Consider the following 12,409-nt stretch of genomic DNA (forward strand, 5'->3'; position numbering starts at 1 on the left):
GTGGGTGAGTCGCACGCCGGACGGCCTACGTCCCGGCCCGCCGCGCGGGACCGCTCAGGCGGTGAGGCCGGCGACCCGCAGCGCGTGCACGAGGTCCCAGTGGCACTCGTCGGAGACGCCCCGGGCGGCCTCCAGGAGCAGCGGGACGAGGGTGTGCGGGTCCGGGACGACACTGCGGACCGCCTCCTCGGGGGCGCGGACCCGGACGTACGCGTCGAGCAGCGCCGACATCTCGCGGTGGCGCCCCTCCGCGGCCAGCACCAGCACGGCGTGCCCGATCTCGGCGGCCGGGCGGGCGACGCCCTGGCGCAGGATCTGCTCGCCGTCGGCCGTGCGCCCTACGGCGACCAGGGCGTCCGCGGCGGCGACCAGCCGGTCGGCGGGCAGGGAGGCGGCCTCCCACAGCAGGGTCGTCCAGTCCGCGGAGAGCCCGGCCCGCCGGAGTTCGGCGGCGAGCAGCGGCATCCGGGCGGCGGGCCAGTGGGCGCACTCCGCGAGCAGGGCGTGCGCCTCGCCGCTGAGGCCCTGGGCGCGCAGCGCGACCAGCCGCTCCACCGCCGCGACGGTCTCCTGCCGGGCCGCCGCGTCCAGCGGTTCGCGGCGTGGCTCGTCCCGCGACGCGTCCGCCTCGGCGTCCGCACCGGCGAACCGGGCCCCGCGCGGCGAACGGCGCGCGGCGGGAGCGGCGGTGGGGGCGGCGTCGGCGGAGACGGCCTCGGGCGGTACGGCCGCCGGGTCCGCGGCGGGCGGTGCCGCGCTCGGCGGTACGACGACGGGGGCGGCCTCCTCCGCGTCGGCCTCGGCGAAGTCCATCCCGGCGAAACGGGCGCTGCCGCGGCGGCGCTTGCGCTGTTTGGGGACGGTGGGAGTGGGGGTGGGGGTGGGGGGAGCGGGGGGACTCGCGGGAGCGGCGGGGGTGGTCGGGGCGGTGGAGGCGGCCGGCTCGGGTTCGGGTGCGGTCTCGGCGGGGGCCGGGCGGTGGGGTTCGGATCCGGCCACGGACCCTGCCTCGGCCTGGGCTCGCGGTGCCTCGGTCTCGTGCGGACCGGGTGTGCCATACGTGTTGTAGGGCCCGTACGGGGCGGGTGCGGCGTAGCGCCCCGCGCTTCCCCTTGCCTGCCCGCCGCCCGTGCGCAGGGCGTTCGCCGTGCGGCGGTCGAACTCGGCGATGCGGTGCCGGAGTTCGGCGCAGCGGGCGGTGGCACGGGCGTGGTCGTCCTGGGCCCAGGCGAGGTCGACCCGGAGCGCGTCGGCCTCCTCGCGGGTGGCCGCGGCGGCGAGCCTGCGCCCCAACTCGGCCTGGCGCTCGGCGGCGTAGCGCTGTTCGCGGAGCATGACGTCGAGGCGGTCGGCGAGGGCGTCACGGCCGCCGGGCCGGGCGTCGTGGGCGGCGAGGGCCGCGATGTGCAACGGCCGTACGCGGTACGCCTCCTGGGCGGCGGCCGGGGCGCCGTAGTCGGTTGCGAGGTCCTGGAGCAGGGCCTCCACCACGTCCCAGGGAGGCACCTCGCGTCCCTCGGCACAGGCCCGCATGCCGTCCGGGTCGCGCCGCCAGAACACCGCGCACCATCCGGAACCCTGGTCGAGGCGCACCAGCAGTCCGTTCAGGTAGCTTGCGAACTCCCGCACTCGGCCCGGGAGTTGATCCACAGTCATCGCCCAACTCCCGCCCGACCGGAACACTCCGATCCGCAAGAAAACACCATCTGTGTTACAGCGCGGCTACAGCGGGTTTTCAACCGGGACGCGACGGGCGCCGGGCGATACATCGACCGAAAAGCGACCACCCGGTCGCGGGACGGCTCAGGCCACGGCGGGCGCCTCCGCCTCGGCGTGCGCGCACGCTCCGGCCAGTGCGTCCATGGACAGTCCGAGCGCGCCGGCCAGCGCGGCGACGGTGAAGAAGGCCGGGGTCGGGGCCCGGCCGGTCTCGATCTTGCGGAGGGTCTCGGCGGAGATGCCGGCGGCCGCGGCGATCTCGGCCATGCTCCGGCCGCCGCGGGACTCGCGGAGCAGCCGGCCGAGCCGTTCGCCGCGCTCGCGCTCTTCTGGGGTCAACGGGGTGCGCACCATGGCGCCATTCTAATACCGGTATAGTAATTGGCATGGTGGAACTGAAGACAGACGCGTCGATCGACGCCATGTACGCGGCGGGCCAGGTCGTCGCACGTGCCCTGACGGCCGTGCGCGACGCCGCCGACGTGGGCGTTTCCCTGCTGGAGCTGGACGAGGTGGCGCGCGGTGTGCTGCGGGAGGCGGGGGCGACGTCGCCGTTCCTCGGGTACCGGCCGTCCTTCGCGCCGGTGCCGTTCCCGGCGGTGCTCTGTACCTCGGTGAACGACGCGATCGTGCACGGGGTCCCCACCGGGTACCGGCTGCGGGACGGCGATCTGCTCTCGATCGACTTCGGCGCGCAGCTCGACGGGTGGGTGGGCGACTCGGCGCTCAGCGTCACCGTGGGGACCGCCCGCCCGGAGGACACCCGGCTGATCGAGACGGCCGAGCGGGCGCTGGCGGCGGGGATCGGGGCGGCGGTGGTCGGCAACCGCATCGGGGACATCGCGCACGCGATCGGCACGGTGTGCCGTGCGGCGGGCTACGGGATCCCGGACGGCTTCGGGGGGCACGGGATCGGGCGCCGGATGCACGAGGACCCGGGGGTGCCGAACGAGGGGCGGGCCGGGCGGGGGATGCGGCTGCGGCACGGGATGGTCCTCGCGATCGAGCCGATGGTGATCGCGGGCGGGACGGACGGGTACCACGCGGCGTCCGACGGCTGGACCCTCGTCACGAACGACGGCTCCCGAGCGGCCCACGCGGAACACACGGTGGCCATCTTGGACGGGGGGCCGCGGGTACTGACGGTGCGGTGAGCGGTTTTCGGGTGCGGGTGCGGGTGCGGGTAGGTGGGGGCTGATCGCGCAGTTCCCCGCGCCCCCAGGGAAGTGGGCTGGGCCGGGTTTTCGAGTGCGGGTGCGTGGGGGCCAGGCGCGCAGTTCCCCGCGCCCCTGGGTGGGACGTCTGGCCGTCGGAAACCAGCGCCGCCTCGTTCCCGCCGGGCAACTGCAACCCCCTAGGGGCGCGGGGAACTGCGCGACCAGCCCCAATGCACCCGCACTCACTCCCGACGGCCGGAGCCCCCACCCAGGGGCGCGGGGAACTGCGCGATCAACCCCCACGCACCCGCAGCCGAAAACCCCGGGACCGCACACCCTGCCGCACATGCCGGTCCCAGGTGAACGTGCAATCGTGGTGTAGCCCGGCACGGACACCCGTACGCGTCGATCGATCGGAACGCCATGACCAGCGGCTACCCCAGCCCGGAGGGCTACGGCGACCCCTTCGGTGAGTTCCTGGCCCGCTTCTTCGGCGGGCCCCGCCCCGGCCCCCGCCAGATCAACATCGGGCAGCTCCTGAGCCGCCCCGCCCGGGACCTCGTCCGCGGCGCCGCCCAGTACGCCGCCGAGCACGGCAGCCGCGACCTGGACACCGAGCACCTGCTGCGCGCGGCCCTGTCCGCGGAGCCGACCCGGGGGCTGCTCAGCCGGGCCGGCGCCGACCCGGACTCGCTCGCCTCGCAGATCGACGAACGCTCGGGCCCGGTCCAGCACCCGCCGGGCGAGGTGCCGCCGCCGACGTCGCTGTCCCTCACCCCCGCCGCCAAGCGCGCCCTGCTGGACGCCCACGACCTGGCGAGGTCGCGCGGCGCCGGTCACATCGGCCCCGAGCACGTGCTCAGCGCGCTGGCCGCGAACCCGGACTCCGCGGCCGGGCACATCCTGAACGCGGCCCGGTTCGCGGCGCCGTCCCTGCCGCCCGAGAGCGCCGAGACCACGCAGGTCCATCCCGAACGGCAGCGGCCCACCGACACCCCCACCCTGGACAAGTACGGCCGTGACCTCACCGGCCTGGCCGCCCAGGGCCGTATCGACCCGGTGATCGGACGCGACGACGAGATCGAGCAGACCATCGAGGTGCTCTCCCGGCGCGGCAAGAACAACCCGGTGCTGATCGGTGACGCGGGCGTCGGCAAGACGGCCATCGTGGAGGGCCTCGCGCAGCGCATCGTGGACGGCGACGTGCCGGACGTCCTCGACGGCCGCCGCGTGGTCGCCCTGGACCTGACGGCCGTGGTGGCCGGCACCCGCTTCCGCGGCGACTTCGAGGAGCGGCTCAACGCGATCGTCGGCGAGATCCGCGCCCACTCCGACGCGCTGATCGTGTTCATCGACGAGCTGCACACCGTCGTCGGCGCGGGCGGCGGCGGTGAGGGTGGCGCGATGGACGCCGGGAACATCCTCAAGCCGGCGCTGGCCCGCGGCGAGCTGCACATCGTGGGCGCGACGACGCTGGAGGAGTACCGCAGGATCGAGAAGGACGCGGCGCTGGCCCGCCGCTTCCAGCCGATCCTGGTCCCCGAGCCGTCGGTGGCGGACGCCATCGAGATCCTGCGCGGGCTGCGCGACCGTTACGAGGCCCATCACCAGGTCCGTTACACCGACGAGGCGCTGGTCGCGGCCGTGGAGCTGTCCGACCGCTATCTCACCGACCGCAGGCTGCCCGACAAGGCGATCGACCTGATCGACCAGGCGGGCGCCCGGGTGCGGCTGGGCGCCCGCACCAAGGGCACCGACGTGCGCGCGCTGGAGCGCGAGATGGAGCGGCTGCTCCTGGACAAGGACCAGGCGGTCGCGGACGAGCAGTACGAGCAGGCCACCCGGCTGCGGGACCGGATCGGCGAGCTGAAGGAGCGGATCGCCGAGGAGAGCGGCGAGGACGCGGCCGACGAGGGGCTGGACCTGGAGGTCACGGCCGAGGCGATCGCCGAGGTGGTGTCCCGGCAGACGGGCATCCCGGTCGCCCGGCTCACCCAGGAGGAGAAGGACCGCCTGCTGGGCCTGGAGGAGCATCTCCACGAGCGGGTCGTCGGCCAGGAGGAGGCCGTCCGCGTGGTGGCGGACGCCGTGCTGCGCTCGCGCGCCGGGCTGGCCAGCCCGGACCGGCCGATCGGCAGCTTCCTCTTCCTCGGCCCGACGGGCGTCGGCAAGACCGAGCTGGCCCGGGCGCTCGCGGAGGCGCTGTTCGGCAGCGAGGAGCGGATGGTCCGGCTCGACATGAGCGAGTACCAGGAACGGCACACGGTGAGCCGGCTGGTGGGCGCTCCACCCGGCTATGTGGGCCACGAGGAGGCCGGGCAGCTCACCGAGGTGGTGCGCCGGCACCCGTACTCGCTGCTGCTGCTCGACGAGGTCGAGAAGGCGCACCCGGACGTCTTCAACGTCCTGCTCCAGGTCCTGGACGACGGCCGGCTCACCGACTCCCAGGGCCGCACGGTCGACTTCACCAACACGGTGATCGTGATGACCAGCAACCTGGGCTCGGACGCGATCAGCAAGCAGGGGTCCGGCATCGGCTTCGGGTCGGGCGGCGCGGAGGCGGACGAGGAGGCGCGGCGGGAGCGGATCCTGCGGCCGCTGCGCGACCACTTCCGTCCCGAGTTCCTCAACCGGATCGACGAGATCGTGGTCTTCGACCGGCTGACCGACGCCCAACTGCGTCGGATCACCGACCTGTTGCTGGAGCAGACCCGGCGGCTGCTGCGCGCCCAGGACATCCAGGTGGAGTTCGCGGACGAGGCCGTCGACTGGCTGGCCGAGCGCGGCCACCAACCGGAGTACGGGGCACGGCCGTTGCGCCGGACGATCCAGCGCGAGGTGGACAACCGGCTCTCCCGGCTGCTGCTCGACGGCCGGGTCAAGGAGGGCGAGCGGGTGCGCGTGGAGGTGGAGGACGGGCGGCTGGCGTTCCGTACGCTGCCGCCGCCCGCCCCCACAGCAGAGCCGCAAGACCCGCAAGACCCGTGAGAACCCTGACGTGTTCTACGGCGCCGGGTGCACCACCTGGGCGGAGCCGCCGCCGCGGCGGACGGTCTCGGCGGCGGCCAGCCATCTGCCGTCCGGCAGCCGCTGCACACCGGTGGCGGCGCCGATCTCGGGGTTGAGCCGGAAGGAGTGCCCGATCGCCTCCAACTGCCCCCGTACGGGGCTGTCGTAGAGGCCGGGTTCGAGTTCGGTCTGGGCCGCGTTGCGCTGGCTGGCGCGGGGTGCGGCGATCGCGTCGACGAGCGGCAGACCGCGGTCGAGGAAGCCGGTGAGGGTCTGGAGGACGGTGGTGATGATGGTCGCGCCGCCGGGCGAACCGAGCGCCACCACGGGCTTGTTGTGCTTGTCGAGGACGATCGTGGGGGCGATCGAGGACCGCGGCCGCTTGCCGGGGCCGGGCAGATTCGGGTCGTGGACGGCCGGGTTGGCCGGGGCGAAGGAGAAGTCGGTCAGTTCGTTGTTGAGGAGGAAGCCGCGGCCGGGGACGGTGATGCCGCTGCCGCCGGTCTGCTCGATGGTCAGCGTGTAGGAGACGACGTTGCCCCACTTGTCGGCGACCGTGAGGTGCGTGGTGTTCTCGCCCTCGTAGGTCGTCGGGGCGGCCGTGCCGCCGGCGGCGCAGGCGGCCGGGCGGCGTGGGTCGCCCGGGGCGAGCGGGCTGGTGAGGACCGCGTCGTCGCTGATGAGGCAGGCGCGGGAGTCGGCGTACTTCTGCGACAGCAGGTGCCCGGTGGGGACGTTCTCGAAGGCGGGGTCGCCGACCCAGCGGCCGCGGTCGGCGAAGGCGATCCTGCTGGCCTCGATGAACCGGTGCAGGTACTGCGCCTGGCCGGCCTTCGAAAGGTCCGTGTTCTCCAGGATGTTGAGGGCCTCGCCGACGGTGGTGCCGCCGGAGGAGGAGGGCGCGATGGAGTAGACGCCGAGGCCGCGGTAGGCCGTCCGGGTGGGCGCCTGCACCTTGGCGCGGTAGGCGGCGAGATCGCGGGTGGTGAGCCGGCCGGGGCGCGCGTTCCACTGCGAAGCCGGGTCCACGGGCGGGTGGTTGACGGTGTCGACGACGTCCTGGCCGAGGGCGCCCCGGTACAGGGCGCGCACGCCCTTGCGGCCCAGTTCGGCGTAGGTCGCGGCGAGGTCGGGGTTCTTGAACGTGGAGCCGACGACGGGGAGTTGACCGCCGGGCAGGAACAGCTCGGCGGTGTCGGGGAAGTAGCGGAAGCGGGTCTCGTTGGCGGCGGTCTGGGAGCGGAAGGTGTCGTCGACGGTGAAGCCCTTGCGGGCCAGGCGTTCGGCGGGCTTGAGCAGCGTGCCGAGCGGCCGGCTGCCCCAGCGGTCGAGCGCGGTCGCCCAGGTGGCGGGCGTGCCCGGGGTGCCGACGCCGAGGCCGCTGCTGACGGCGTCGGCGAAGGCGAGCGGCTTGCCGTTCTCCAGGAAGAGGCCGGAGTCGGCGGTGAGCGGCGCGGTCTCGCGGCCGTCGATGGTGTGCACCGTACGGGACGTGGCGTCGTAGTGGACGAAGTAGCCGCCTCCGCCGATGCCTGCCGAGTAGGGCTCGGTGACGCCGAGGGCGGCGGCGGTGGCGACGGCCGCGTCGACGGCGTTGCCGCCCTTGCGCAGCACCTCGATGCCCGCGGCGGAGGCGTCCGCGTCGACGCTGGCCACGGCGCCGCCGTAGCCGACGGCGACGGGCACCTTGGCGACGGGGTCTGCGGGTCTGCCGCCGGCGGCGGGTGGCGCGGCCGCCCCCACCGACACCGTGGCGGCGCAGACCGCCAGGACCGACAGTTTCCGCGCGGCAGGGCGACGCATCCGTACCTCCAGTCCGGGACCGTCCGCGCAGCGTAACCACATCACCGGGGCCCCGACAGGGTGCCTGCGCGCGCTGTCATACGACTGCCACACCTCGAACACGGGTACGCCGATCGCATGAGGGACCGCTACCATGCGCGCCCATGAACGACGACGTGCGCAACATCGTCCTGGGTGTGGTCGCGGCGGGCATCAGTGCCGCGCTCGGCTGGGTGGCCCGGACCTATCTGTGGCGCCGGAAACTCCGGCGCAAGCAGGCGTTCTTCGGGCTGCCGGAGAACTCCGAGTGCCTGCTCGTGGTCAACCGTGACGCGGGCAGCGCCGATCTCGCGGTGCACCGCCATGACGTGTTCGCGCTGCTGGAGCTGTCCGCGCTCATCAAGGACTGCGGGGCCAACGCCGAGGTGATCACGCAGGACGCGGCCCGTCAGGGGTTCGGGGAGCGGACGGAGTTCTGCGTCGGCGGGCCCGGCTCGAACCGGCGGATGGCGGCCCACATCAACGCCATGCTGCCCGGGGTGCGGATCAACACCGATCCCGAACCCGGCCCGGACAAGCTGGCGTTCCAGGTCGGCGCCGAGCACTACCGGATGGAGTCGGGGGTCACCGAGTACGTGCTGCTGGCCCGGCTCACGGCCGGGCGGCGGCGCGGCGGGCGGCCGGTGTTCCTGTTCTGCGGCCAGCGGGCGATCACCAACCAGGCCGCGACCCGCTATCTGGTGCGCCATCACGAGCGGTTGGCGCGCAAGCACGGCAACAACTCCTTCGTGCTGCTGCTGAAGGTCGTCAACTCCGCGGCGTACGGCCCGGATGTGGTCGACCTGGTGGCCGACGTGACACGCGCGGCACAGGCTCCGCTACCGGAACCGGAAAACGTTACCGCCTCGTAACTTACCGACGGGTTACCACAGTTGCGGCGCGAAGGTTACTGTCGGGTCACTTTGCGACGAGACACGCCTAGGAGTGTGCCCCGTGGGACGATCGCGCCGCACCGCCCTGCGTACGACCGCCGCCGGAGCCCTCTCGGCCTCGCTGATCGCCGGCGGCGTCCTCGCCCTCACCCCGGACGCGCACGCCGCCGGAGCCCCCGCTTCCGCCGCGGCCCGGGTCGGCCTCGACGTCCGCTGGGTCGACATCACCGCGGCCGACGGCACCGTCCTCAAGGCCAACGTCATCGCCCCGCCCGGCGCCTCCGACGGCACCCGCCACCCGCTGGTCGTGCTCCCGACGAGCTGGGGCTTCCCGCAGATCGAGTACCTGGCGCAGGCGAAGGAACTCGCCGCGTCCGGCTATGTGGTGCTCAGCTACAACGTCCGCGGGTTCTGGCAGTCCGGCGGCGGGATCGACGTGGCCGGCCCGCTCGACGTCGCCGACGCCCGCACGGTGCTCGACTGGGCCCTCGCCCACACCCCCGCCGACCCGGACCGCGTCGGCATGGCGGGCGTCTCCTACGGCGCCGGGATCAGCCTGCTGGCGGCCGCGCACGACCCGCGCGTCAGGGCTGTCGCCGCGCTCAGCGGCTGGGGCGACCTGATCGACTCCATCTACTCCGGACGCACCCAGCACCTCCAGGCGGCCGCGCTGCTCGACACCGTGGGCCGGGTCGCCGGGCGGCAGAGCCCGGAGACCAAGGAGGTGTTCTCCGCGTTCTACTCCTCGGACCTGTCCAAGGAGAAGGAGATCCTCGCCTGGGGGCAGAAACGTTCCCCCGAGGCGTACGCGGACCGGCTCAACCGCAACGGCACCGCGGTGCTGCTGGCCGGCGGCTGGGGCGACGCGATCTTCCCGCCGAACCAGTCCGTCGCCCTCTACGAGAAGCTGACCGGCCCCAAACGCCTCGAACTGCGGCCCGGCGACCACGCCACCGCCGAACTCACCGGCCTGTTCGGGATGCCCAACGACGTCTGGAACGACAGCAGGCGCTGGCTCGACCACCACCTCAAGGACACCGCCAACGGCATCGAGCGCGAACAGCCCGTCCAGCTCAAGTCCCGTTCCGCGGGCGGCTACGAGGGCTATCCGGACTGGAAGTCGGTGAGCGCCGACCGCCGCAGGATCGCCCTCGCGGACACCGCCACGATCCACGCGAACGTCAACTCGGGCGCCGACGGCGGCATCGTGTTCCTGTCCAGCATCCTCGACCAGATCGCCCGGCTGCCCCCGATGGCGTCGATCCCGCTGCTCCCCCGCGCCTGGGCCGCCGTATGGCAGTCGGAGCGGTACACCACGGCCCAACAGGTGCGCGGTACGGCGGCGTTGCACACCACGGTCACCCCGACCGAGGAGAGCGGCACCCTCGTCGCGTACCTCTACGACGTGGGGCCGCTCGGCCTCGGCAAGCTGGTCACCCACGCGCCGTACACCTTCCACGGGCGCACGCCCGGAAAGCCGTTCGGCCTCGACCTGGAGCTGTACTCCACGGCCTACGACGTCCCGGCGGGGCATCGGCTCGCCCTGGTCGTCGACACGGTCGACCCGCTGTACATCGAGCACAACCCGTCCGGCGCGCGGTTGACCTTCTCCTCGCCGGCGAACGACCCGTCGTACGTGTCGGTTCCGCTGCGCGAACAGTGATCTCCGGCCGGTCGCCGGGCGGGTACGGCTCGGTGACCGCTGCCCCGGGTCATGGGAGATGAACGGCCCACTCTAGTCCTTCGGTCCGCGAACCGGCACCCGAGCGGCCGGTGATCAGGTCTCCGCCACCTCTCCGTAGAGCTGCGACAGTTCGGGAACGCCGCTCGTGGCCCACTCCTGACCGGCCGTCACCACGTCGAACTCCCGGCCGGAGAGCAGCCGTACGACGGGCTGGCCGTCCGGCCGGAAGTCCCACGCGGCGCCGCGCACGGTCCGCACGATCACCGTGCCCAGATAGAGCCCGGCGTCGTTGCCGAGCCACGGCAGGATCTCCGCGTCGTCCCGCCAGCGCGGCAGCAGTTGGTCGAGCGCCTCCAGGGAGGCCGTGGTGTCGTCCAGACGGATTCCCGCCCGGGCCGCCTGCGAGCGCAGCAGCTCGCACTCCGAGAGGAGTTCGGCCACCCCCTCGGGATCCGCAACGATCACCGCTTCACCGGTTTTCTTGCGCCTGTTGCCCAGAAAAGGGATGTTCATACGTCCAGCGTGTCATTCGCACCGACGTGCGCACCACAGGCGCGCGGGCAGGCGCGTCCGGTCGAATTCCCGCGCCGTACACGCATGGCGCGTTGACCCGCGCCCCCGCCGTCCCTAGCCTCGCCGGCCGCTGTCGTGGATCTCGCCCTGCCGTGCGGGCTACACGTCGAGGTCGACCACGACCGGCGCGTGGTCCGAGGCGCCCTTGCCCTTGCGCTCCTCGCGGTCGACGTAGGCGTCCTTGACGGCCTGCGCGAACGGCGCGTTGCCGTACACCAGGTCGATGCGCATGCCGCGGTTCTTGGGGAACGCGAGCTGGCGGTAGTCCCAGTACGTGAACGGGTGGTCGTACTTCAGGGGGCGCGGCACCACGTCCGACAGGCCCGCCTCGCGCAGGGACGCCAGGGCGGCCCGCTCGGCCGGGGTGACATGGGTGAGGCCCTCGAAGGCCGCCACGTCGAACACGTCGTCGTCGGTCGGCGCCACGTTGTAGTCGCCGAGGACCGCGAAGGGGCGGCTGCCCGCCGCGTCCCCGGCGACGGCCGCCTTCAGGGCCTCGAACCACTGGAGCTTGTAGGCGTAGTGCGCGTGGTCCACCTCGCGGCCGTTGGGCACGTAGACCGACCAGACGCGGACCGGGCCGCAGGTCGCGGAGATCGCGCGCGGTTCCACGACGCCGTCGTAGCCCGGGTCGCCGGGCAGGCCCTTGACCACGTCGTCGAGACCGGCGCGGGAGATCACCGCCACGCCGTTCCACCGGCCGGTGGCGTGGACCGCCGCCTCGTAGCCCCGCTCGCGCAGCGCGTCGAACGGGAACTGGGCCTCCGCGAGCTTGGCCTCCTGGAGGCAGAGCACGTCCGTGCCGCTGCTCTCCAGCCAGGCCAGCAGCCTCGGCAGTCGGGCGGTGATCGAGTTCACGTTCCAGGTCGCGATGCGCATGCCTGACAACCTACCCGGCGCCACCGACACTCACAGGGCCGTGCTCTCCCCCGGCGCCAGCCGCAGATGCCGGGCGCCGCCGAGCGCGCCGATCTGGTTGTCGTAGATCGGGCGGGCCAGGTCGGTCAGAAGGGCGTCGTGGACGTCGTAGGCGCGCTCCGGCTTCACCTCGCGGACGTAGTCGATGACCTCCGAGATCTTGCTCCAGGGGGCCATGACCGGGAGCATCAGCGTCTCCACGGCGTGGTCGGGGACGGTCAGGGCGTCGCCGGGGTGGAAGACGCGGCCGCCGTCGACGAGGTAGCCGACGTTGGTGATGCGCGGGATGTCCGGGTGGATGACGGCGTGCAGCTCGCCGTGGACCTGGACGTCGAAGCCGGCCGCGGTGAAGGTGTCGCCGTGGCCCACGGTGTGCACGCGGCCGGGGAAGGCGGCCGAGATCCGGTCGGCGACCGAGCGCAGCGTCCAGATCTCGGTGCCGGGGCGGGCCTCCATGGCGGCGCGCAGCCGCTCCTCGCTGAAGTGGTCGGGGTGTTCGTGCGTGACCAGGACGACGTCCGCGCCGACGGCGGCGTCCTCCTCGCTGAAGGCGCCGGGGTCGATGACCAGCGTGCGCCCGTCCTTCTCCAGCCGGACGCACGCGTGCGTCTTCTTCGTGAGCTTCATGGTCGTCA

10 protein-coding genes are annotated in these 12,409 nt (G+C 73.3%); 4 read left to right on the forward strand and 6 right to left on the reverse strand.

Going from position 1 to position 12,409, the window contains the following annotated elements; all coding sequences use genetic code 11:
• Positions 1 to 54: 54 nt before the first annotated feature.
• Positions 55 to 1,656, reverse strand: a complete 1,602-nt coding sequence (locus G6W55_RS07500) for a hypothetical protein (RefSeq protein ID WP_175520007.1) — start codon at positions 1,654 to 1,656, stop codon at positions 55 to 57.
• Positions 1,657 to 1,803: 147 nt separating this feature from the next.
• On the reverse strand, positions 1,804 to 2,073 hold the full coding sequence (locus G6W55_RS07505; RefSeq protein ID WP_175520008.1) for a helix-turn-helix domain-containing protein: 270 nt from the start codon (positions 2,071 to 2,073) through the stop codon (positions 1,804 to 1,806).
• Positions 2,074 to 2,105: 32 nt separating this feature from the next.
• On the opposite strand from G6W55_RS07505, the gene map reads away from it, so the two are divergent.
• Positions 2,106 to 2,873: a type I methionyl aminopeptidase gene (gene map / locus G6W55_RS07510; protein ID WP_175520009.1), complete on the forward strand. Its 768-nt coding sequence runs from the start codon at positions 2,106 to 2,108 to the stop codon at positions 2,871 to 2,873.
• 426 nt (positions 2,874 to 3,299) lie between these two features.
• A complete protein-coding gene (locus G6W55_RS07515) occupies positions 3,300 to 5,864 on the forward strand; it encodes an ATP-dependent Clp protease ATP-binding subunit (protein WP_175520010.1) in 2,565 nt (854 codons plus the stop codon).
• A gap of 15 nt (positions 5,865 to 5,879) precedes the next feature.
• On the opposite strand, the gene ggt is transcribed toward G6W55_RS07515, so the two are convergent.
• The gene (ggt, locus tag G6W55_RS07520) at positions 5,880 to 7,688 is read right to left on the reverse strand and encodes a gamma-glutamyltransferase (RefSeq protein WP_175520011.1); all 1,809 of its coding nucleotides are present in this window, start codon (positions 7,686 to 7,688) and stop codon (positions 5,880 to 5,882) included.
• Positions 7,689 to 7,831: 143 nt separating this feature from the next.
• Between ggt and G6W55_RS07525 the strand changes: the two genes are divergently transcribed.
• Both G6W55_RS07525 and G6W55_RS07530 read left to right on the forward strand, forming a co-directional pair.
• On the forward strand, positions 7,832 to 8,578 hold the full coding sequence (locus tag G6W55_RS07525) for a hypothetical protein (RefSeq protein WP_175520012.1): 747 nt from the start codon (positions 7,832 to 7,834) through the stop codon (positions 8,576 to 8,578).
• Between the two features lie 82 nt (positions 8,579 to 8,660).
• On the forward strand, positions 8,661 to 10,262 hold the full coding sequence (locus G6W55_RS07530) for a CocE/NonD family hydrolase (RefSeq protein ID WP_175520013.1): 1,602 nt from the start codon (positions 8,661 to 8,663) through the stop codon (positions 10,260 to 10,262).
• Positions 10,263 to 10,376: 114 nt separating this feature from the next.
• On the opposite strand, the gene G6W55_RS07535 is transcribed toward G6W55_RS07530, so the two are convergent.
• The 3 genes from G6W55_RS07535 to G6W55_RS07545 form a co-directional block, all read right to left on the reverse strand.
• Complete coding sequence (locus G6W55_RS07535) at positions 10,377 to 10,796, reverse strand: DUF6278 family protein (RefSeq protein ID WP_175520014.1); 420 nt, start codon at positions 10,794 to 10,796, stop codon at positions 10,377 to 10,379.
• A 159-nt stretch (positions 10,797 to 10,955) separates the two neighbouring features.
• On the reverse strand, positions 10,956 to 11,735 hold the full coding sequence (locus tag G6W55_RS07540) for an exodeoxyribonuclease III (protein ID WP_030798191.1): 780 nt from the start codon (positions 11,733 to 11,735) through the stop codon (positions 10,956 to 10,958).
• Positions 11,736 to 11,765: 30 nt separating this feature from the next.
• Positions 11,766 to 12,401, reverse strand: a complete 636-nt coding sequence (locus tag G6W55_RS07545) for an MBL fold metallo-hydrolase (RefSeq protein ID WP_175520242.1) — start codon at positions 12,399 to 12,401, stop codon at positions 11,766 to 11,768.
• Positions 12,402 to 12,409 lie beyond the last annotated feature (8 nt).

Source organism: Streptomyces sp. CAI-85 (assembly GCF_013363615.1).
In the GTDB taxonomy this organism is placed as follows: domain Bacteria; phylum Actinomycetota; class Actinomycetes; order Streptomycetales; family Streptomycetaceae; genus Streptomyces; species Streptomyces antibioticus_B.